Here is a 20,314-nt window from a genome sequence, read left to right as displayed (position 1 = left end):
AGGCCAGCCTGTCGTTCCCCTGCAGACGACAGGTGATGCGCTGTCGAGTGTATGGAGGACGGCCCTTCGGGGGTCATGCGGGATGCAACTTGCCCCCCGTACTGGGGACACGATCAGGCGCGTCGTACCCGCCGGATCCCGCTCCGGTGTGCATGCATCCGCATCAGCTCGCGGTGTCGACCGCCTCGGGGTCGGTCCCTGCCGCATCGTCGGCCACGATGCCGTCGTCCGACGCCGCCTCGTCCGTCGCCGTGTCGGCGAGCGCCGCCGGGCCCGCCGTGACGAGGAGGGCGAACTGCGCCGCGTCGATGACGCGCACCCCGAGCTGCTCGGCCTTCGTCAGCTTGGACCCCGCACCGGGACCGGCTGCGACGAAGTCGGTCTTCTTGCTGACGCTGGACGCCGCCTTCCCGCCCGCGGCCATGATCGCCTCGAGCGCGCCCTCACGCGTGAAGCCCTCGAGCGATCCGGTCGCGACGACGGTCACGCCGCTGAGCACGCCGCCCTCGACGACCGCGGCGCCCGGGCCCGGGTGACCGGGGGTGCTGAGCTGCACGCCCGCTGCGGTCCACCGGTCGATGATGTCGCGGTGCCAGTCGACCTCGAACCAGTCGAGGAGCGCGTCCGCGATGATGCCACCGACGCCGTCCACGGCGGCCAGGTCCTCTCGCGAGGACGACCGGATCGCGTCGAGCGACCCGAAGTGGTTCGCCAGTGCCCGGGCGGCCACGGGCCCGACGTGCCGGATGTTCAGGCCGACCAGGATCCGCCACAGCGGCTTCGTCTTGGCGGCGTCGATGTTCGCGAGCATCTCGAAGGCGTTCTTCGAGGGGTAGCGCCCCGGCTCCCCCGTGTAGTCGGCGCCGCGTGCCTCGGGGTCGAACGGCGGGTCGGTCTTCTTGCGGGCGCGACTGAACGGGGTGACCCGCTTCGGAGCGCCACCGTCCTCGGTCTTCTCCATGCCGGTCTCGGCGTCCCGCACGACGACCTCGATCGGGACGATGTCCTCCATGGTCAGGTCGAACAACCCGGCCTCCGTGACGAGCGGCGGCGTCTCCGGGTACACCGGCTGCGTCAGGGCGGCGGCGGCGACCTCGCCGAGCCCTTCGATGTCGAGCGACCCGCGCGACGCGATGTGCTCGACCCGCCCGCGCACCTGCGCCGGGCAGCTCTCGGCGTTCGGGCAGCGGAGGTCGATGTCCCCCTCCTTGGCCGGCCGGAGCGGGGTCCCGCACTCGGGACAGTCCGTCGGCATCACGAACTCGCGCTCGGACCCGTCACGGAGCTCCACCACCGGGCCGAGGACCTCGGGGATGACGTCGCCGGCTTTGCGGAGCACGACGGTGTCGCCGATCAGCACGCCCTTCGCCTTGACGACCTGCTGGTTGTGCAGCGTCGCCTGTCGCACGACCGAGCCGGCGACCTCGGCCGGAGCCATCGACGCGAACGGCGTCGCGCGCCCGGTCCGTCCGACGCTGACGACGATGTCCAGCAGCTTCGTGTGGACCTCCTCCGGCGGGTACTTGTAGGCGATCGCCCAGCGCGGCGCCCGGGAGGTCGAACCGAGCTCCTCGTGCAGGCCCAGGTCGTCGACCTTGATGACGATGCCGTCGATCTGGTGCTCGACCGCCGACCGGCGCTCCCCGTAGTCCCGGACGAACCCCAGGACCTCCTCGATCGAGTCGAACACGCGGTGGTGCGTGCCGGTCGGCAGTCCCCACTCGTGCAGGAGCTCGTACACCTCGGACTGGGCGCGGACGTCGGTGTCCCGCTCGAGGTCCCGCACCGGCCAGGCACCGATGCCGTGCACGAGCATCCGGAGCCGGCGGAGGCGGTCGACCATGAGCTCGCGCTTCGCCGGCGACTTGCCCTCCTCCTTCTGGCGCAGGGAGCCGGCGGCCGCGTTGCGGGGGTTGGCGAACACGCGCTCGCCGGCGTCCCGCTGCCGGGCGTTCAGCTCGTCGAACTGCGCGACCGGGAAGAAGATCTCACCCCGGACTTCCACCAGGGGCGGGTGCCCGGTGCCGGAGAGCCGGTCGGGGATGGTGCCCATCGTCCGGACGTTGCCGGTGACGTCCTCCCCGACGACGCCGTCGCCACGGGTCGCTGCCGAGACGAGCCGACCGTGCTCGTACCGCAGGTTGATCGCGAGTCCGTCGATCTTCAGTTCGGTGAGGAACCGCACGCGCTCGGCGCCCGCGTCCCGCTGGACCTTGAGCGCCCAGTCGGTCAGTTCCTCGGGGCTGAACACGTTGTCGAGACTGAGCATGCGTTCGGCGTGTTCCACCGGCGCGAACTGCGTGGTCTGCGCCTGTCCACCGACGGTCTGGGTCGGGCTGTCGTCCGTGAGCAGCTCCGGGAACCGCTGCTCGATCGCGTCCAGCCGGCGCATCATCGCGTCGTACTCGGCGTCAGCGACCGGCGACCCGTTGCCCTCGTAGTAGGCGTGGCGCAGCTCCACGAGTCGGGCGCGGAGCCGGTCGACCTCCCGAGCGGCCTGCGCGGCGTCGAGCCCCGCGGGGTCGATGGTCTCGAAGGTTGCGTCGGTCTCGCTCATGCACTCAGTTCTACCGTGCTCCACCGACGCCGGTCGCAGCAGCGGCGCAGCCGTCGGGTGCAGCTGTCGGCGGTGCGATCCGACCGGTCAGGCGGGCACCGGGGCCGCCGACACCGTGGTGTCGATCGTGCACTGCCCGAGCACCCGCGTGCCGACGTAGACGACCGCGGTCTGCCCCGGGGCGACGCCGGACAGGGGCGCGTCCGGCTCGATCACGAGCGCGCCGTCCTCGACCCGGGCGGTCGCCGGCTCGGGGTCGGCGTGGGCGCGGATCTGCACGTCGCACCGGAACGGCGTCGACGGGTCCGCAGGCGCCGAACCGGCCCAGGTGTACCGGGTGCCGGAGAGCGAGGCGACGTCGAGCGCCTCCTTCGGGCCGACCACGACGGTGTTGTCCTTCGGGCGGATCTCGAGCACGAAGCGGGGCTTGCCGTCGGCCGCGGGACGACCGAGCGCCAGGCCACGGCGCTGCCCGACGGTGTACCCGGCAGCGCCGTCGTGCGAACCCACCACGGTCCCGTCCCGCTCGACGACCTCGCCCGGCGCGGTGCCGACGCGGTCGGCCAGCCAGCCGCGGGTGTCGCCGTCCGGAATGAAGCAGATGTCGTACGAGTCGGGCTTCTGCGCGACCGTCAGCCCACGCGCTGCCGCCTCGGCCCGGACCTCGTCCTTGGACGGGGTGGCTCCCAGCGGGAACATCGCGTGCCGGAGCTGCTCGGCGGTCAGCACGCCGAGCACGTACGACTGGTCCTTCGCCCACGCCGCCGAACGGTGCAGCTCGCGTGCGCCGTCGGCGCCGGTGACGATCGAGGCGTAGTGCCCGGTGCAGACCGCGTCGAAGCCGAGGGCGAGGGCCTTCTCGAGCAGCGCGGCGAACTTGATGCGCTCGTTGCACCGCATGCACGGGTTCGGGGTGCGCCCCGCCTGGTACTCGGCCACGAAGTCGTCGACGACGTCCTCCTTGAAGCGCGCCGAGAAGTCCCACACGTAGTACGGGATGCCGAGTGCCGCGGCAGCCCGCTGGGCGTCCATCGAGTCCTCGATGGTGCAGCACCCGCGGCTGCCGGTCCGGAGCGTGCCCGGCATCCGGCTCAGCGCGAGGTGCACGCCGACGACGTCGTGGCCGGCGTCGACCGCCCGGGCAGCGGCAACCGCCGAGTCGACCCCACCGCTCATCGCCGCCAGAACACGCATGCGTCCAGGGTAACTCCGACACCGGCGTACCGTTGCTCGACGATGACGAGCACCCCGAACGACGCCTTCGACCTCCGCGGCGTCCTGCTGTCCGGTTTCCTCCCCGCGGCGCTCTTCGCGGTCGGCGAGGGCGCGATCATCCCGATCATCCCGATCGCCGCGGACTCCCTCGGCGCGACCCTCGCGATCGCCGGCTTCGTCGCGTCCCTCATCCTCGTCGGCGAGCTCATCGGCGACGTGCCCTCGGGCGTCGTCGTGGCCCGGATCGGCGAGCGCAACGCGATGATCGGCGCCGCGGTCGTGTCGGTCGTCGGCCTGCTCGTCTGCACGGCAGCGCCGAACCCGGTCGTGCTCGCGGTCGGGGTCTTCCTGGTCGGCCTGTCGACGGCGGTGTTCGCGCTCGCCCGGCACGCCTACATGACCACCGCGATCCCGCTCCGGATCCGGGCCCGCGCGCTGTCGAGCCTGGGCGGGGTGTTCCGCTTCGGCTACTTCGTCGGCCCGTTCCTCGCCGCGGGCGTCGTGCACCTCACGGGGACGACGCAGAGCGCGTTCTGGGTGCACGTCGTCTGCTGTCTCGGCGCGGCCGTGGTGCTCCTCGTCATCCGCGACCCGGCGACGGGCGTGCGCGGCCTGCAGCGGCCACGCCGCGCCTCCCGGCCGGCCGGCGCCTCCGGACCGGCCGCCGCCTCCGGGACGGACCCCGCGGAACGCGCGGGCGAGCAGTTCGTGCAGGCGGAGTCCGAGGGCCTCTTCCGCACCCTCCGTCACCACCACCGGGTCCTCGTGCGGCTCGGCAGCGGCGCCGCACTCATCGGCGCGATGCGGGCGGGTCGCCAGGTGATCCTGCCGCTCTGGGCGGTCAGCGTCGGCCTCGACGACTCGGCGGCCGCGCTCGTCATCGGCATCGCCGGAGCCGTCGACTTCGCGCTGTTCTACACGAGCGGTCAGATCATGGACCGGTGGGGACGGCTGGCGAGCGCCCTGCCCTGCATGCTCGGCCTGAGCGTCTGCTACTTCCTGCTCGCCGGGAGCGACCACCTCGACGCCAGGGTCGGCTGGTTCGTCGCGGTGGCGATGGCGATGTCGCTCGCGAACGGCGTCGGCTCCGGCATCCTCATGACGCTCGGAGCCGACCTCGCGCCCGCCGATCGTCCGGCACCGTTCCTCGGGGCGTGGCGGTTCACCGGGGACGTCGGCTCCGCGGCAGCCCCGCTCGTGATCTCGGGCGTCACCGCGGTCGCGTCGATCGCGGTCGCGAGCGGCGTGATGGGCGTGCTCGGCCTCGTCGGCGCGGGCATCCTGCTCCGCTACGTGCCGCGGTACCTCCCCCGCACGCTCCGCTGAGCGGCATCCCGTCGTCAGGCCCGTCCAGCGTCCACCGCGAGGCCGCCTGCGTACACTGGTCCGGCCAGCGGGAGTGGTGGAATCGGTAGACACGCAGGATTTAGGTTCCTGTGCTTCGGCGTGAGGGTTCGAGTCCCTCCTTCCGCACCGGACGTCGCGGCGACGACCGGCGTCAGTGGTCCACGCGCGCCTGCGTCCCGGCCGGTCGACGTCAACCTGACGGCGGATGGCCAGGACACGCCCGCACGGTACCCTCGGTCCGGCGGGTGCTCCGTCCGCCCTCGTCCGCCGACCGGAAGAACCATGGACTCCGTCGCACTCGCCCTGATCCCCTGGCTGGATCCGCAGTACATCCTCGACCACTTCGGGGCGTTCGCCGTGCTCGTCGTCTGCGCGATCATCTTCGCCGAGACGGGCCTGCTGGTCGGGTTCATCTTCCCCGGGGACAGCCTGCTCGTCATCACGGGCCTGTTCGCCTTCGACCGTGACGGGCAGATCGGCGGCATCCCGATCTGGGTCGTCGCGCTCATGATCGGTGCCGCTGCCTTCATCGGTGGCGAGCTCGGGTACTACATCGGCAAGAAGGCCGGACCGCCGATCTTCGAGCGGAAGGACAGCGGGCTGTTCTCGAAGGCGAACGTCGACCGCACGAACGCGTTCTTCCACCGGTACGGCGCCCTCGCGGTGATCCTCGCCCGCTTCGTCCCCGTGGTCCGCACCTTCGCCCCGATCGCGGCCGGCGTCGGACGGATGAACTACCGGAAGTACTCGCTGTACAACGCCGTCGGGGCCGTGGTCTGGGGCGTCGGTGTGACGTTCCTCGGGTACTTCCTCGGGTACATCCCCGCGGTGGCGTACATCGTCCGCAACTACATCGACGTGATCCTGCTCGCCGCCGTCGTCGTCACGGTCGTCCCCGCCCTCGTCACGTACCTCCGGAACTCGCGCAAGGCGAAGCAGGCCGAACAGCAGCCGTAGCCGGGACCGGCCGCGAGCCGCGCGGGGCGGGCTGCCCTGCGGCGCGATCCGGCACCGCACGACACGAACCGGCTCGAACCACGGACGTCCGTGGTTCGAGCCGGTTCGTGTTGTGCGAGTCCGGCCGGCGCCGGCCCCCGCGCGGCTACCGCTCCGCGCCCTCGAACCACTCGCGGACGATCGGCGCGATGCCCCGGAACGCCTTCGACCGGTGGCTCAGCGCGTTCTTCTCGGTGCGGCTCAGCTCCGCTGCCGACCCCTCCGCGTCGTCCGGCCGGAACACCGGGTCGTAGCCGTGGCCGCCGTCACCGACCGGTTCGGTGCCGACCTCGCCGTTCCACACCGCCTCGAACACGTGCTCGGCGCCGGAGGGCGTCACGAACGCGGCCGCGCAGACGAAGGCCGCGGTGCGCTCGACCACACCCTCCAGGTTCTGCAGCAGCAGCGCGATGTTGTCCGCGTCCACCCGGGTGCCGGCGTACCGGGCGGAGTGGATGCCCGGCGCACCCCCGAGCGCGTCGACCGCGATGCCGGAGTCGTCCGCGAGCGCGGGCAACCCCGTGTGGGCGACCGCGGCCCGGGCCTTGATGAGTGCGTTCGCCGCGTAGGTGTCGCCGTCCTCGACCGGCTCGGGGCCGTCGTACGCGACGAGCTCGACCCCGCCGAGTGCCTCGCCGAGGATCTCCCGCAGCTCGACGACCTTGCCCTGGTTGTGCGTCGCGAGGACGACCGTGCCGGTCACGAGGACAGCCCCAGCACCTCGCGCTGGACGGCGGCGAGCGAGGCGTTGCCCGCGAGTCCGAGGTCGAGCAGCGCGTCGAGCTCCTCGCGGTCGAACGGCGCGTGCTCCGCCGTGCCCTGGACCTCGATGAACTTCCCCGACCCGGTCGTGACGATGTTCATGTCCGTGTCGGCGCGCGAGTCCTCCTCGTACGCCAGGTCGAGCATCGGCACCCCGCCGACGATCCCGACCGAGATCGCCTGCACGCTGTCCGTCAGCGGCGTCGCCTTCTTGCCGATGAAGCCCTTCGACCGGCCCCACTCGATCGCGTCGGCCATCGCGACGTACGCGCCGGTGATCGACGCCGTGCGGGTGCCGCCGTCGGCCTGCAGCACGTCGCAGTCGAGGACGAGCGTGTTCTCGCCCAGGCCCTTCATGTCGACGACCGCGCGGAGCGACCGGCCGATCAGTCGGGAGATCTCGTGGGTGCGGCCGCCGACTTTGCCCTTGATCGACTCGCGCTGCATGCGTTCGTTCGTCGACCGCGGGAGCATCGAGTACTCGGCGGTGACCCAGCCGGTGCCCTTGCCGGCCATCCAGCGCGGGACGCCGTTCGTGAACGAGGCGGTGCAGAGCACCTTCGTGTTCCCGAACGAGATGAGCGCGCTGCCCTCGGCCTGGCTGCTCCAGCCGCGTTCGATCGTGACGGGGCGGTGGTCGGTGGTCGTCCGACCGTCGATGCGGACGGGTCCGTCGGTGGCGTTCATGGTGTTCCTCTCGGTCCGGCCTGGAGGCTCGGTGCGGGTGGTCCGGTCGGCCGCGCGCCCGCCGGGTGGCGGGCGGGGCAGGGTCAGCGCAGGGCGCGCGGGAGCGTGATGGTGCCGGTCTCGAGGTGGCCGACGGCCGCGACCTCGGGCCCGAGGAAGCGGCGGGCGAGGCGGATGAAGCCGTCGGGGTCGGCACCGGTCGCCTCGAACGAGTGGCTCGGCGGCTCGGAGCCCGTGCGCTCCAGACCGTGTTCGACCAGGCGCCGGTAGACGTCGCTCGCGGTCTCCTCGGCGCTGGACACGAGCGTGACGTCCGGTCCCATCACGTACTGGATCGCGGCCGACATGAGCGGGTAGTGCGTGCAGCCGAGGACGAGCGTGTCGACGCCGGCGTCCCGCACCGGGGCGAGGTACCCGGCGGCGACCTCGCGGAGTTCCGCCGACGAGGTGTCCCCCGCCTCGACGAACTCCACGAACCGGGGGCAGGCGGCCGTGGTGAGGGTGACGTCTGCGGCGACCGCGAAGGCGTCCTCGTAGGCGCGGGACGCGATGGTGCCGATCGTGCCGATGACCCCGATCCGTCCGGTCCGGGTCTGCTTGACGGCGGCACGGGCCGCGGGCTGGATCACCTCGACGACGGGGATGCCGGTCGCCTGCTCGTAGCGTTCGCGGGCGTCCCGGAGCACCGCCGAGGACGCGGTGTTGCACGCGATGACGAGTGCCTTGACGCCCTGGTCGACGAGGTCGTCCATGACCTCGAGCGCGTACCGTCGCACGTCCGCGATCGGCTTCGGGCCGTACGGCGAGTGCAGGGTGTCGCCGACGTACCGGACGCTCTCGCGGGGCAGCTGGTCGATGATCGCCCGGGCCACCGTGAGCCCGCCGACGCCGCTGTCGAAGACTCCGATCGGTGCATCCGTCACGGTGACCAGCGTACCGACGCGACCGACGGGGCGGACGCGCACCGGGCCTCCCGGCCGGCCTGGCCCGACGGCAGGACCTCTGGGTAGGGTCGGACGGGTGACCACCGCGCTCCTCACCGACCAGTACGAACTCACCATGGTCGACGCCGCGTTGAAGGACGGCACCGCCGACCGCCGCTGCGTCTTCGAGGTGTTCGCCCGCCGGCTGCCGGACGGGCGCCGGTACGGCGTCGCGGCCGGCCTCGGGCGCTTCCTCACCCAGCTCACCGAGTTCCGCTTCGGTGACGAGGAGATCGGGTTCCTCCGCGACCGCCGGGTCATCGACGAGGGCACCGCCCGCTGGCTCGCCGACTACCGCTTCACGGGCGACGTCCGCGCCTACCGCGAGGGCGAGGTGTTCTTCCCGAACTCGCCCGTGCTGCAGATCGAGGGCACGTTCGCCGAGGCCGTGATGCTCGAGACCCTCGCCCTGAGCGTGTTCAACGCCGACTCGGCCATCGCCTCCGCGGCCGCCCGCATGGTGTCCGCAGCCGACCGCCGCCCGCTCGCCGAGATGGGCTCGCGCCGCACCGGCGAGTGGAACGCGGTGGCCGCTGCCCGCGCCGCCTACATCGCGGGCTTCGGCGCGACGAGCAACCTCGAGGCCGGGCGCACCTGGGGCATCCCGACGATGGGCACCGCCGCGCACGCCTTCACGCTCCTGCACGACACCGAGGAAGCCGCCTTCCGCTCGCAGATCGATGCGCTCGGCACCGGTACGACGCTGCTCGTCGACACGTACGACATCGAGGCCGCCGTCGACACCGCTGTCCGCCTGACGGACGGCACGCTCGGCGCGGTCCGCATCGACAGCGGTGACCTGCCGTCGGTCGTCGCGAGCGTCCGCGCACAGCTGGACCGGCTCGGCGCGACCAGCACGAAGATCACCGTGACGAACGACCTCGACGAGTACACGATCGCCGCGCTGCGTGCCGCGCCGGTGGACTCCTACGGCGTCGGCACGTCCGTCGTGTCCGGCTCCGGGCACCCGGCAGCCGGCATGGTGTTCAAGCTCGTCGCGCACCACTCCCCCGCCGGCGAGTGGGTGCCCGTCGCCAAGAAGTCCGCCGACAAGGCGTCGACCGGCGGGCGCAAGGAGGCCGGACGCCGGCTGCGGAACGGCATCGCGACGGCCGAGGTCGTGCTGACCTCCGGGTCCGTCGGACCGGACGAGCGGGACCTGCTCGTGCCCGTGGTGACGCACGGCGAGGTCGACCCCGCGTTCCTCGGCGCTGCCGGGGTCGAGGCGGCGCGCGCACACCACAAGCGGGCGAAGGCCGAGCTGCCGGCGGACGCCGAGCGCATCGGCCGTGGCGACCCGGCGATCCCGACGCTCGTCATCTGAGCGGACGCGGGCCGGACGACGGTCCTACTCGGACTTCATCTTCTCGTAGATGGCCTTGCAGTCCGGGCAGACCGGGAACTTCTCCGGGTCGCGGCCGGGGATCCACTTCTTGCCGCACAACGCCTTGACGGCCTTGCCGGTCAGGGCTGACTCGAGGATCTTGTCCTTCTTGACGTAGTGCGAGAACCGCTCGTGGTCGCCGGGCTCGATCGCCTCCTCTTCCAGGAGCTTCTCGAGTTCGCGGTCCATCACGTCGAGGCCGCCACCACCGGGTTCCGTCGTGCTCATGACACCAGCGTACGTCGCCGTCCGCGGACGCGCTGCCCTCCGGTCTCGTCGAGGGCCCTGCGGACGGTCAGTTGCGCTGCGCGGCGGCCAGGAGGTCCGGCCCGCGTCGGTCGAACACCGCACCTCCGACGACCACACCGACCACGAGGACGACCAGGCCGACGCCGACGCCGGTCCACAGGGACGGCCACGGGTCCCCGCCGTCGACGAGGGCGCGCACCGCCAGCCACCCGGCCGGCGCCATGCAGACCAGCGTTCCGAGGACCATCGACGTCTGCGCGACCGTCGCCGTGGCGCCCGCCGCCTGGGGCTGGTCGAAGGGGTGGTCACCGGGCCGGACGGTCGGGTAGGCCAGTGCCACCGACACGACGCTCGACAGGCCGAGTCCGCCGAGCAGGGCGCTCGCGGAGACGCCGAGGAGCAGCGGGAACGCGTCCGGGTCGCCGTACAGACGCGCCGACACCGCGGCCCCGACGACGAGCAGCGGGATGCCGACGACGATGAGCGGGACGAGACGCCCGAGCCGGTCCGTCCACCCCGGGGCACCCGAGGCGACGTGCAGCCAGACCGCGGTGTTGTCGTACGACACGTCGTTGTGCGGCAGGAACCCGGCGATGAGGGCCATGAGCGGCAGCGGCACGAGCGCGGTCCACGCCCAGGGCACCCCGGCGACGCCGAGCGGCACCACCACGAGCGGCACGAACACCAGGATCAGGTACGAGCTCCGGTAGCGCGGGTCACGTCCCCAGTAGGTGAGCGCCCGGGCGGCGACGGCGCCGAACGGGGTCGACCCGAGCCGGTCGAACCAGCCGAGGGTGCGGTGGTGCCGGGACCGGCTCCGGCCCTGGACCGTGACGAGCAGTCGTCCGACGAGGGCCCACCAGGCGAGGGCGAGCAGCCCGACGACGAGGAGGGCGACCACGAGCTTGCCGACGGCCGCACCGCCGTCCCCGTTCGCGACGTCGGCGGGGACGGCCCACGCCGCTCCCCACGGCGTCCAGCCGGCGATGTCGGCGATGCGCTGGAGTTCGGCGCCCGAAGGGTCGACCCACGCCGGGCGGAGCAGCAGCGGCACCGTCGGGACGAGCAGCGCGACCCCGACGAACGTCACGGCCCAGGCGGCGTCCCGGGCACGGTGCGCGGCGAAGAGCACGGCACCGACCGTGCTGCCGACGCGGATGAGCAGGGCGTTCGTCGCGATGACGAGGACCGCTGCGACGACGCCCAGGAGCGCCGGCCCGACCCCGCGGCTCCAGGTGACCACCTGGGCGACGGCCACCACGGCGACCGCGAGCACCGGGACACCGATGAGTCCGGCCAGACCGAGCCCGACCGTCAGGTCCTTCCGGGTGATGCCGTACCCGACGAAGCGCCGCGGGTCGAGCGGGTCCGCCACCCCGACGGCGAGCGACACGAACGTGCACCCCACGGCGACGGCGGCCCCCACCAGGACGACGACCGCGCGGGCCGTCGCCGGGTCCGCGCCGCGGAGGCCACCGAAGACGGACGCGACCCAGACGGCGGCGACGAGTGCGACGAGGCTGCCGCACACGACGGCCACGGACCGACGAGCTCCCCCGCGGACCTCGCCCGCGAGCAGGTCGGCCCTCAGCCGGAGAAGCTGTGCAACCATTCCAGGCTCTCCGTGACGGGGCGACCACCGGCGAGTTCGACGAAGGTGTCCTCGAGGCTGCGGCGGCCGCGGACCTGCGCCATGGTGCCGGCTGCCAGGACCTTCCCGCCGACGATGATCGCCACGGAGTCGCAGGTGCGCTGGACCAGCTCCATCGAGTGGCTGGAGAGCACGACGGTGCCGCCCCCGGCGGTGTAACGGCGGAGGATGTCGGTGATCGTCGTCGCGCTGACCGGGTCGACGGACTCGAACGGTTCGTCGAGCACGAGCACGCGCGGCGAGTGGATGAGGGTGGCGGCGAGGGCGATCTTCTTCGCCATGCCGACCGAGTAGTCGGCGACCGGCCGGCCGAGCGCGTCCCCGAGGCCGAACGCCGCGGCGAGGTCGGCACTGCGGCTGCGCGCGGTCGCACCGTCGAGGCCGCGGAGCGTCGCCGAGTAGAAGAGCATCTGCGCACCGGTCAGGCGGTCGAAGAGCCGGAGCCGGTCGGGCAGGACACCCATGGTCCGCTTCGCCGCGGTCGGGTCCGCCCACACGTCGTGGTCGAGGACCGTCACGGTGCCGGCGTCGGGACGCAGCAGGCCGGTGAGGATCGACAGCGTCGTCGTCTTGCCCGCCCCGTTCGGGCCGACCACGCCGAAGATCGAGCCCTGGCGGATCTCGAGGTCGACGTCGTCCACCGCCAACGTCTGCCCGTACCGCTTCACGAGGCCGTCGGCGCGGAGCACGACGGGCTGCTGCGGCACGTTCTTCCGGGGCGACGGACGCTTCGTCCCCCGCGCGGCCGTGCCGGACGCGCCGGAGCCGCCTGATGTCGCGGAGCCGGTCCGGGTCTCCTGGTCGGCGCCGCCGTCCTCGGGTCCGCCGCCCGGTGCCGTCCCGGCTGCTCCCTGCGGGCGGGTCGCCCGCCCGGGCCGCTTCCCGTTCTTCTTCTTCGGACGCGGCGTCGACGTGCTCGTCGCGGTGGGCGCGACGACGCCTGCCCCCGCGCCGTCCGCGGCGTGCTCCGCGCTGTCGGTCGTCTCGTCCGTCATGTCGTCACCCGCGGACGCGCCGAGCGTCCCCGTGTCCCCCGTGTCGTCGTGGTCGCCCCTGCCCGTCCCGGGGGCAGCGGTCGCGTCGTCGTCGTCCTGATCGGCCGTCCATGTGGCGTCCGACGTGCTGTACACGTCGTCGTCTCCCGTTGTTCCTGCCGACACGAGCCCAACCGTACCAACGGTTCCGACCGGGCTGTGCGCCGCGTCCGACCGGATCACGAAATGAACACGATGCCGGGCGAGCCGTACCCCGACGCGATGTGGTTCCGTATCATTCACCGGGACACGACGCAGTGTTCACCACTCGGAAACCTGCCCGCACCGCGCGGGGCATCCGCGGGTCGGAGCGCGTCTCGCTCCGGATCACGCGCATCCTCGGCGGACTCGCACCAGCAGCGAGCAGACTCGAAGAGTCCACCCAGCGTCACGGGGGTCCCCAGCCAGGGCACCCCCTCGCACCGACGCCGGTGGACACCGGAAGGGACAAGCATGACCACGCAGATCGTCATCCTCGCAGCGGGGATGGGCAGCCGCCTCGGGCGCAGCCTGCCGAAGCCGCTCACGGAGCTCAGCGACGGCCGCACCATCATGCAGCAGCAGTTCGACAACATCCGCGCCGCCTTCGGGTCGAGCGCCCGGGTGACCATCGTCGTCGGCTACAAGTCGGAGTACATCGTCGAGGCCTTCCCCGAGGCGAACTTCGTCTACAACGAGTCCTACGACTCCACGAACACCTCGAAGAGTCTGCTCCGCGCCCTCAAGGCGACCGGCAAGAGCGGCGTCCTCTGGATGAACGGCGACGTCGTCTTCGACCCCATGGCCCTCGTGCGTGCGGCCGACATGATCGACGAAGGTCGGTCGTTCGTCAGCGTCAACACCGAGAAGGTCTCCGACGAAGAGGTCAAGTACACCGTCGACGCCGAGGGGTTCATCGCGAAGCTCTCGAAGAAGGTCGTCGGTGGTCTCGGTGAGGCCGTCGGCATCAACTACGTCTCCGCGGCCGACAAGCAGGCCCTCGTGCGCCAGCTCGGCCGGGTCGACGACCAGGAGTACTTCGAGGGCGGCATCGAAGCAGCCATCGCCGAGGACGGGCTACGCTGGACGCCGATCGACATCTCGGACCTCTACGCGGTCGAGATCGACTTCGCCGAGGACCTCGAGCGCGCGAACGACCTGTTCGCCTGACCGTCGTCAGGACCCCCTGGTCGTCGCCTCCCTCCGGCGTGGTACCGACCGGAGGGAACCCATGAGCGGAACGCGCACGCACGCCCCCGCGGTCGCGGCGTCGCCGTCACGGTCCCGCGGGGCCGGCCGACGGTACCGGCAGGCACTCTGGCTGCTGACCGTCCGCGACCTGCGCGTCCGGTACTCGACGTCCGCCCTCGGGTACTTCTGGTCGATCCTCGACCCGCTGGTGATGTCGGGGATCTACTGGTTCGTCTTCACCCAGGTGTTCCACCGCGGGTCCGTGGGCGAGGAACCGTACATCGTGTTCCTGCTCGCGGCGCTGCTGCCCTGGATGTGGTTCACGGGCGCTGTGTCGGACTCGACCCGGGCGTTCATCAAGGAGTCGAAGCTGATCCGCTCGACGACGATCCCGCGGAGCATCTGGGTCGCGCGCATCGACGCGTCGAAGGCGATCGAGTTCCTGCTGAGCATCCCGGTGCTCGCGGTGTTCGTCCTCGCCACCGGGGCGCACCTGCACTGGCAGGTCGTGCTCTGGCCGCTCGCGATCGTGCTGCAGGCGACCCTCGTCTACGGCCTCGGGCTCATCGTGGCCCCGCTCGTGGTGTTCTTCCGCGACCTCGAGCGTGCCGTCAAGCTCGTGCTCCGCTTCATGTTCTACGCGTCCCCGATCGTCTACGGCACGCAGGCCCTCCCCCCGGCGCTGCACGACCTCGCGGCGGTCAACCCGCTCAGCGGCATCTTCGGCATCTACCGCTCGGCGTTCTTCCCCGGCCAGCTCGACTGGTCCGAGGTGCTCGCCTCGGTCGTCGTCACGGGGATCGTGCTGGCCGTCGGGCTCGTCGTCTTCCGGCGGAGCGAGCACCGCGTCCTCAAGGAGCTGTGATGGCCACGACCGAACCGACCGTCGCCGCGCGCACGACCGCCCCGGTGATCTCCGTCACCGACGCCGGCATCCGGTTCAAGCGGAACCGGCGGGCGAGCCGGAGCTTCAAGGACCTGTTCGGGCGCGGGCAACGGCGGCGCAAGGCCGACGAGTTCTGGGCACTGCGGAACGTCTCGTTCGACGTGCGCCCGGGCGAGGCGATCGGCGTGGTGGGCCGGAACGGGCAGGGCAAGTCGACGCTGCTGAAGCTCGTGGCGCAGGTCATGCTCCCGGACGAAGGCCGTGTGCACGTCGGCGCCGGCGTCGCTCCGCTCATCGAGATCACCGGCGGGTTCGTCGGGGACCTCACGGTCCGCGACAACGTGTACCTCACGGCGGGACTGCACGGCATGTCCCGGGCCGAGATCCGGGCGGCGTTCGACGAGATCATCGCGTTCGCCGAGATCGGCGACTTCGTCGACACCCCGTACAAGCACCTCTCCAGCGGCATGAAGGTGCGGATCGCCTTCGCGGTCATCTCGCGGTTGGACGAGCCCGTGATCCTGGTCGACGAGGTCCTGGCGGTGGGCGACAAGGCGTTCCGTGAGAAGTGCTACAAGCGCATCGAGGAGCTCCTGGCCGGTGGTCGCACGCTGTTCTTCGTCTCGCACAGCGACAAGGACCTCCGCCGGTTCTGCGACCGCGGGCTGTACCTGGACAAGGGCCGGCTGCAGTTCGACGGACCGATCACCGAGGCGCTCGACCGGTACAACGCGGACCACGGGGCCTGAGCCCACTCCTGCACAACCGACCACTCCCGCGCCGCGCTCCACAGCCCCGTGCCGTCCGGGGGTGCGACGGGGCCCCGACGTCGGACCCCACCCCTACTGTGCTGCCCATGCACCACCCCACCACCGCGTACCCAGTACCGTTCACCGTCGACCGATCGGCCGCCCCTCGGCGGTACGAGATCACCAACACGAGTACCGAGACCCTCGACGGCATCGACCTGACGCACCTCGGGACGGGCTACTCGCCGCCGCTCGTCGTCCGTCGGCTCGAGCCGGGACGGGGGTTGTCCCTCGCCGTGTTCGGCGCGGGAGCCGAGGAGACCGGCGTCGTCATCGTGCGGTGGCGCCGTCCGGACCGGTCCGAGTACCTGTGGCGGATGTCCCTCGCCGGTCCCGGGCTCGCTCCCTGAGCGCGCTGCCGTCCGGCCCGCTCAGGAACCGGACCGGGCGGCGGCGACCTCGTGCCAGTGGTCGACGAGCCGGTCGACGGCCGCGTGGAACCGCGCGGTCGCCGCACCGGGGGTCGGGTCGCCGAAGTACCGCTCGACCCAGTGGCGGAGGCGCGCGAGCTGCTCGGCGTCGTTCGCGGCCCGGTCCACCCGCGCGATGACGTCCCCGGCGTCGTCGGCACGGAGCCAGTCCGCGTCGGACAGGTAGCCGCGTTCGTCCACCTCGGCGTCCGCGGACACCGGTCGGGTCACGAGCAACGGCTTCCCCACGGCCAGCCGGTCGTAGATCATCGCGCTGATGTCGGTGATCGCGACGTCGGCGTCGGCCAGCTGCCACCCGAGCGTCGGCCCGTCGTCGTACACGTGGTGCGCCGTGGGATCGGCGGCGTTCGCGGCGGCGATGGCGGCGACGATCCGCTCGTGCGCGGCCTTGTACCCGGGGTCGATGACGCCGCTCCGCGGGTGCGGGCGGTACACGAGCCGGTGGCGCGGCGATGCGAGCACACGGTCGGCGATCGTCGTCCCGTGGCTCGCGATGGACCCGTAGGCGGCGGCGGCGCGGTCGCCCTCCCACGTCGGCGCGTACAGCACCACGGTCCGGTCGTCGTCCGGGTAGGGCGGCTCCCCCACGAAGTGGTCGGCCTGCGGACGCCCGATGGCGATCGTCCGCGCGTCCAGGTCGTAGTCCCAGAGCGCGTCGGCGAGGCGGTCCCGGGCGGCGTCACCGGCGATCAGGGCGTAGTCGTACGCCTTGAACTGGTTCGTCGTCATGTACATCTTGTCGCTCTCGCCGTGGTTCACGAAGACGTGCCACATGCGCCCGTACCGCATCATCTGGAAGTTCCGGGCGTTCTGGTTGACGTAGAGCACCGTCTTCGGGGCCTGCTCGGCGACGAACCGCTCGAGGTCCACGACCTGCCGGGCGTACACGACCGGCACCGGCGACTCGTCGAGCAGCGTCAGCATGGCCCCGGGGCTCCGGGAGACGATCGCGACCCCGCGGTGCCGCGCCAGCTCCGCCAGGGGGCCGTACCACTGCCGGATCTGGTACATGTTCACGGGGCCGTCGGCGAAGTACACGGCGATCTCGACCGACCCGGGAGCGGGCGTCGGGACCGACGGCAACCGACGTGCCAGCTGCGCGCGGACCTGGCGCGACCGCAGCAGACGGGCCGCGAGGCGGATCGCGGTGCGGGCGTCCTTGACGATGGCCATGCTGTGCTCCTGGGCGGTCGGTCGGGCTGGGATCAGGCGTGTGCGGACGGGTGCCGGGGCGTCAGACGACCGGCGGGCGGCCGGCGAGCGTCATCCGGCCGATCGTCAACCATCCCATCACCCGGACCGGGCCGCAGTCCGCGCGCCACCCCTCGGCGATCCCGGCGAACCAGGTCGCGAGCCGCCGCGGGGAGCGCCACCAGCGCAGGACCTGGATCGCGGCCCAGCTGCCGACGTAGAGCGGTCGGAGGACGGCAGGCAGGTTCCGACGAGCCAACCACACGCGGTTCCGGGCGTTCAGGCGCACGTACTCACGGTGCCGCGCGGGGTCGATCGCGGGGTGGTTCGCGACGAGCTGCCCGGCGTACCAGGTGCGGCGACCGGCGTCCCACACCCGCCAGGCGAGCTCGATGCCCTCGTGCGCGTAGAAGTACTCGGCGCCCCAGCCCCCGACGGCGCGCCAGACGTCCATCGGCAGGACGACGGCACCCTCCCAGACCGAGAACACCGGCGAACTCCGCTCGGGGTCGCCCTTGCGGATCCGCGGCACCCAGCGTCGGGGGCTCGCGGCGCCGGTCGGGTCGACGACCCGCGGCTGCACGAGACCGAGCGACGGGTCGTGCTCGAAGAGTGCGATCGCGTCGCGCAGGAACGTGGGCGACGGCACCGAGGCGTCGTCGTCGAGGAAGAACACGTAGTCGCCGTCGACGACCGCGGCTCCGGCGTTCCGTCCGGCCGGGATCCCGAGGTTCTCCGGCAGCGCCAGCGCCCGCACCCCGTCCGGCAGGCCCGTCGGCTGCCAGCCGTTCCCGACGCACACGACGTCGAGCTCGACGTCCTGCTGCGCGAGCACGCTGTCGAGGCCGCGGCGGAGGTCGTCCGGCCGCGTCCCCTGCGTCAGGCTGACCACGGCGACCCTCGGCCGCTCACGGTGCAGCACGGCGCGGCGGCGGTCGGTCCCCGGCGTCACGCGCGCACCCGCTTCGACGAGACGATCGCGAGGAAGTGCCCCGCCGTGGCGAGGACCGCGAGTGGCAGGAGCGCCCCGACCAGGATCCGGTCGGCCAGCGGGTGCCCGACGACCAGGGCGACGAGTGCGACGACGAACGTGATGATGGTCAGTTCGACCGAGTGGTACAGACGGTGGAACGGCAGGAACCGCGCCACCCGACGGAGCGTCGCGAGGCGGGCACCGGACGGGGCCGTCACCCCGTCGCGGCGATCCGCGAGCTTCTCCATGCCGCTGTGCGCCCGGGCCACGTGCACCATGTCGTTGAGCGCCTTGTTGAGCACGATCACCAGGCCGAGTGCGCACCCGATCGTCGTCCACATCCAGTCGACGCCCTCGATCGGCCACGTCGCCGCGCGGACGCCGAGTGCGATCGGGATGAGCCCCTCGGTCGTGTAGTGCCCGACCTTGTCGAGGAAGATGCCGGCCGGGGAGCGCGTGCCCCGCCAGCGCGCGACCTCGCCGTCGGAGCAGTCGACGAGCATCTGCAGCTGCCCGAGCACGAGCGCGAGCAGCGCGCCCCAGATGCCCGGGACGAGGAGCGCGGCGGCAGTCGACCAACCGACCAGGATCATCAGGCCGGTGACCTGGTTCGCGCTGACCCGGGTCCGGAGCAGGAGCGAGGTGAGGTACGGCGAGACGTCCCGGAGGTACAGCGAGGCCGTCCAGTGCTCCGCGTTCGCGCGTGCCCGGACCTCGTCCGGCTGCGCCACCGCCCGGAGCTCGGCGATCGACGTGGGTCGGGTGAACCCGCGTGCGCCCGGTGCGCCGCTGTTCCCGCGGTCGTCGTCGGCCATGTCGGTCACCGTCCCGTGTGCGTGGTCAGATCGGAGGTCCGGGTGAGGAACCCGATGATGAAACCGACACCCCAGCCCACGTGGATGCACGGGAGCACGACGAGCAACCACGCCCGCGTCGCCGGGTCCGAGCGCCGCGACACCGCGAGGGCACCGACGACGACGAAGAGGAGGTAGGCCGCCGGGATCGCGAAGCCGACCATCGCCCAGGCGGCCGGACCGTCGAGCAGCGCGCCGACGACTCCGACGAGCCCGGCGACCAGGCCGAGCGCGACGGCGACGACCATCGCCGGCGGGACGAAGTAGCGCAGGCCGTTGCCGGCGGGGAAGCGTCGGGCGAGCTCGCCGCGCCAGAGACCGGTGGCGACGAACTGCCGCACGAGGCGACGGAGACTCGGCCGCGGCCGGTAGGTGACGACGAGCTCCGGGGTGAACCAGACGGTCCCGCCGGTGGTCCGCAGGCGCCGGTTGAGCTCCCAGTCCTGCCCGCGCTTGATGCCCTCGTCGAAGAGCCCGACGGCGAACAGCCGCTCCCGACGGAAGACCCCGAGGTACGCCGTCTCGGCCGGTCCGGCCTGCCCGCCGACGTGGTGCGGGGTGCCGCCGAGGCCGACGCGGCTGCCGTACGCCAGCGCGACCGCCTTCTCGAAGGGCGTGCGGCCCTCGGCGCGCATGATGCCGCCGACGTTGTCCGCGCCGGACTCCTGCAGCGTCCGGACCGCGATCCGCGTGTAGTCCCGCGGCAGGACGCTGTGCGCGTCGACGCGGACGACGATCGGGTGCTCGGAGGCCCGGATCGCGACGTTGAGGCCGGCCGGCGTGGACCCGACCGCGTTCTCGACCGCACGGATCCGCGGGTCGGCGGCGCTCATCTCGGCGACGAGTTCGTTCGTGCCGTCGATCGAGGGGCCGAGGGCCAGGATGACCTCGAACGGCCCCTGGTAGTCCTGCTCGAGCAGACTGCCGACCGCCGCGCGGACCTCGGTCACCTCGTTGAGGACGGGCATGACGTAGGAGACACCCGGCAGGGCCTGTCCGTCGTGCTGCATGTGATCCTCGGGGTCCGGCGGGCGCGACGCGGCCCGCCGGGGCCGCTCGCAGAGCGGACCCGAGCCTATCAAGCACGCGCGGCGACCACCTGGCCGCGCCCCGCCGCGCCCGGCAGACGGACGGG

19 protein-coding genes and 1 tRNA gene are annotated in these 20,314 nt (G+C 72.3%); 8 read left to right on the top strand and 12 right to left on the bottom strand.

Annotated features, from left to right (window positions below):
* Window positions 1–163 precede the first annotated feature (163 nt).
* The gene (gene ligA / locus DEI91_RS11490) at window positions 164–2,557 is read right to left on the bottom strand and encodes an NAD-dependent DNA ligase LigA (protein ID WP_111052426.1); all 2,394 of its coding nucleotides are present in this window, start codon (window positions 2,555–2,557) and stop codon (window positions 164–166) included.
* A gap of 87 nt (window positions 2,558–2,644) precedes the next feature.
* A complete protein-coding gene (mnmA, locus tag DEI91_RS11485) occupies window positions 2,645–3,751 on the bottom strand; it encodes a tRNA 2-thiouridine(34) synthase MnmA (RefSeq protein ID WP_111052425.1) in 1,107 nt (368 codons plus the stop codon).
* Between the two features lie 42 nt (window positions 3,752–3,793).
* Between mnmA and DEI91_RS11480 the strand changes: the two genes are divergently transcribed.
* From DEI91_RS11480 to DEI91_RS11470, 3 genes are all read left to right on the top strand, one after another.
* Complete coding sequence (locus tag DEI91_RS11480) at window positions 3,794–5,098, top strand: MFS transporter (protein WP_111052424.1); 1,305 nt, start codon at window positions 3,794–3,796, stop codon at window positions 5,096–5,098.
* Between the two features lie 67 nt (window positions 5,099–5,165).
* Window positions 5,166–5,245: transfer RNA gene (locus tag DEI91_RS11475), tRNA-Leu, on the top strand.
* 156 nt (window positions 5,246–5,401) lie between these two features.
* Window positions 5,402–6,076 (top strand): DedA family protein, encoded by a 675-nt coding sequence (locus tag DEI91_RS11470; protein ID WP_111052423.1) that lies wholly within the window; start codon window positions 5,402–5,404, stop codon window positions 6,074–6,076.
* A 145-nt stretch (window positions 6,077–6,221) separates the two neighbouring features.
* Here DEI91_RS11470 and rdgB read toward each other — a convergent pair whose 3' ends face one another.
* From rdgB to murI, 3 genes are all read right to left on the bottom strand, one after another.
* Window positions 6,222–6,818, bottom strand: coding sequence for an RdgB/HAM1 family non-canonical purine NTP pyrophosphatase (rdgB, locus tag DEI91_RS11465; RefSeq protein ID WP_111052422.1), 597 nt, complete (start codon window positions 6,816–6,818; stop codon window positions 6,222–6,224).
* The gene (rph, locus tag DEI91_RS11460; protein ID WP_110823716.1) at window positions 6,815–7,564 is read right to left on the bottom strand and encodes a ribonuclease PH; all 750 of its coding nucleotides are present in this window, start codon (window positions 7,562–7,564) and stop codon (window positions 6,815–6,817) included. Before rph ends, rdgB begins: the two co-directional genes overlap by 4 nt.
* Before the next feature lie 83 nt (window positions 7,565–7,647).
* Window positions 7,648–8,487: a glutamate racemase gene (gene murI / locus DEI91_RS11455; protein ID WP_111052484.1), complete on the bottom strand. Its 840-nt coding sequence runs from the start codon at window positions 8,485–8,487 to the stop codon at window positions 7,648–7,650.
* A 136-nt stretch (window positions 8,488–8,623) separates the two neighbouring features.
* On the opposite strand from murI, the gene DEI91_RS11450 reads away from it, so the two are divergent.
* On the top strand, window positions 8,624–9,871 hold the full coding sequence (locus DEI91_RS11450) for a nicotinate phosphoribosyltransferase (RefSeq protein WP_375537685.1): 1,248 nt from the start codon (window positions 8,624–8,626) through the stop codon (window positions 9,869–9,871).
* Window positions 9,872–9,895: 24 nt separating this feature from the next.
* Here the strand turns inward: DEI91_RS11450 and DEI91_RS11445 are convergent, their stop codons facing one another.
* The 3 genes from DEI91_RS11445 to DEI91_RS11435 form a co-directional block, all read right to left on the bottom strand.
* Window positions 9,896–10,159: a DUF3039 domain-containing protein gene (locus DEI91_RS11445; RefSeq protein WP_110823714.1), complete on the bottom strand. Its 264-nt coding sequence runs from the start codon at window positions 10,157–10,159 to the stop codon at window positions 9,896–9,898.
* Between the two features lie 67 nt (window positions 10,160–10,226).
* Complete coding sequence (locus tag DEI91_RS11440; RefSeq protein ID WP_146244280.1) at window positions 10,227–11,792, bottom strand: ABC transporter permease; 1,566 nt, start codon at window positions 11,790–11,792, stop codon at window positions 10,227–10,229.
* A complete protein-coding gene (locus tag DEI91_RS11435) occupies window positions 11,768–12,991 on the bottom strand; it encodes an ABC transporter ATP-binding protein (RefSeq protein ID WP_309148056.1) in 1,224 nt (407 codons plus the stop codon). Before DEI91_RS11435 ends, DEI91_RS11440 begins: the two co-directional genes overlap by 25 nt.
* Before the next feature lie 327 nt (window positions 12,992–13,318).
* On the opposite strand from DEI91_RS11435, the gene DEI91_RS11430 reads away from it, so the two are divergent.
* The 4 genes from DEI91_RS11430 (at window position 13,319) to DEI91_RS11415 (ending at window position 16,080) form a co-directional block, all read left to right on the top strand.
* Window positions 13,319–14,014, top strand: a complete 696-nt coding sequence (locus tag DEI91_RS11430) for an NTP transferase domain-containing protein (RefSeq protein WP_110823712.1) — start codon at window positions 13,319–13,321, stop codon at window positions 14,012–14,014.
* A gap of 61 nt (window positions 14,015–14,075) precedes the next feature.
* Window positions 14,076–14,900, top strand: a complete 825-nt coding sequence (locus DEI91_RS11425; RefSeq protein ID WP_111052419.1) for an ABC transporter permease — start codon at window positions 14,076–14,078, stop codon at window positions 14,898–14,900.
* The gene (locus DEI91_RS11420) at window positions 14,900–15,670 is read left to right on the top strand and encodes an ABC transporter ATP-binding protein (RefSeq protein ID WP_111052418.1); all 771 of its coding nucleotides are present in this window, start codon (window positions 14,900–14,902) and stop codon (window positions 15,668–15,670) included. The genes DEI91_RS11425 and DEI91_RS11420 overlap by 1 nt, the downstream gene beginning before the upstream one ends.
* 107 nt (window positions 15,671–15,777) lie before the next feature.
* Window positions 15,778–16,080 (top strand): hypothetical protein, encoded by a 303-nt coding sequence (locus DEI91_RS11415; RefSeq protein WP_111052417.1) that lies wholly within the window; start codon window positions 15,778–15,780, stop codon window positions 16,078–16,080.
* 21 nt (window positions 16,081–16,101) lie between these two features.
* On the opposite strand, the gene DEI91_RS11410 is transcribed toward DEI91_RS11415, so the two are convergent.
* From DEI91_RS11410 to DEI91_RS11395, 4 genes are all read right to left on the bottom strand, one after another.
* Window positions 16,102–17,334: a CDP-glycerol glycerophosphotransferase family protein gene (locus DEI91_RS11410; RefSeq protein ID WP_111052416.1), complete on the bottom strand. Its 1,233-nt coding sequence runs from the start codon at window positions 17,332–17,334 to the stop codon at window positions 16,102–16,104.
* Window positions 17,335–17,395: 61 nt separating this feature from the next.
* On the bottom strand, window positions 17,396–18,304 hold the full coding sequence (locus DEI91_RS11405) for a glycosyltransferase family 2 protein (RefSeq protein WP_220038081.1): 909 nt from the start codon (window positions 18,302–18,304) through the stop codon (window positions 17,396–17,398).
* Entirely contained in the window at window positions 18,301–19,140 is an 840-nt protein-coding gene (locus DEI91_RS11400) for a CDP-alcohol phosphatidyltransferase family protein (RefSeq protein WP_111052482.1), read from the bottom strand. The genes DEI91_RS11405 and DEI91_RS11400 overlap by 4 nt, the downstream gene beginning before the upstream one ends.
* A gap of 5 nt (window positions 19,141–19,145) precedes the next feature.
* Window positions 19,146–20,189, bottom strand: a complete 1,044-nt coding sequence (locus DEI91_RS11395) for a glycosyltransferase family 2 protein (RefSeq protein WP_111052415.1) — start codon at window positions 20,187–20,189, stop codon at window positions 19,146–19,148.
* Between the last annotated feature and the right edge of the window lie 125 nt (window positions 20,190–20,314).

Source organism: Curtobacterium sp. MCBD17_032 (assembly GCF_003234855.1).
Taxonomy (GTDB): Bacteria; Actinomycetota; Actinomycetes; order Actinomycetales; family Microbacteriaceae; genus Curtobacterium.
The sequence above is the reverse complement of the archived record's forward strand: the minus strand, read 5'-3'. Positions and strand labels throughout refer to the sequence as shown.

Bases quoted from the DNA above. Each gene is read 5' to 3' on its own strand.
- ligA (WP_111052426.1), bottom strand. From the start codon at position 2,557: ATGAGCGAGACCGACGCAACCTTCGAGACCATCGACCCCGCGGGGCTC.
- DEI91_RS11430 (WP_110823712.1), top strand. From the start codon at position 13,319: ATGACCACGCAGATCGTCATCCTCGCAGCGGGGATGGGCAGCCGCCTC.
- rph (WP_110823716.1), bottom strand. From the start codon at position 7,564: ATGAACGCCACCGACGGACCCGTCCGCATCGACGGTCGGACGACCACC.
- DEI91_RS11470 (WP_111052423.1), top strand. From the start codon at position 5,402: ATGGACTCCGTCGCACTCGCCCTGATCCCCTGGCTGGATCCGCAGTAC.
- DEI91_RS11410 (WP_111052416.1), bottom strand. From the start codon at position 17,334: ATGGCCATCGTCAAGGACGCCCGCACCGCGATCCGCCTCGCGGCCCGT.
- DEI91_RS11440 (WP_146244280.1), bottom strand. From the start codon at position 11,792: ATGGTTGCACAGCTTCTCCGGCTGAGGGCCGACCTGCTCGCGGGCGAG.
- mnmA (WP_111052425.1), bottom strand. From the start codon at position 3,751: ATGCGTGTTCTGGCGGCGATGAGCGGTGGGGTCGACTCGGCGGTTGCC.
- DEI91_RS11415 (WP_111052417.1), top strand. From the start codon at position 15,778: ATGCACCACCCCACCACCGCGTACCCAGTACCGTTCACCGTCGACCGA.
- DEI91_RS11480 (WP_111052424.1), top strand. From the start codon at position 3,794: ATGACGAGCACCCCGAACGACGCCTTCGACCTCCGCGGCGTCCTGCTG.
- DEI91_RS11425 (WP_111052419.1), top strand. From the start codon at position 14,076: ATGAGCGGAACGCGCACGCACGCCCCCGCGGTCGCGGCGTCGCCGTCA.
- DEI91_RS11445 (WP_110823714.1), bottom strand. From the start codon at position 10,159: ATGAGCACGACGGAACCCGGTGGTGGCGGCCTCGACGTGATGGACCGC.
- DEI91_RS11395 (WP_111052415.1), bottom strand. From the start codon at position 20,189: ATGCAGCACGACGGACAGGCCCTGCCGGGTGTCTCCTACGTCATGCCC.
- DEI91_RS11450 (WP_375537685.1), top strand. From the start codon at position 8,624: ATGGTCGACGCCGCGTTGAAGGACGGCACCGCCGACCGCCGCTGCGTC.
- DEI91_RS11420 (WP_111052418.1), top strand. From the start codon at position 14,900: ATGGCCACGACCGAACCGACCGTCGCCGCGCGCACGACCGCCCCGGTG.
- DEI91_RS11400 (WP_111052482.1), bottom strand. From the start codon at position 19,140: ATGGCCGACGACGACCGCGGGAACAGCGGCGCACCGGGCGCACGCGGG.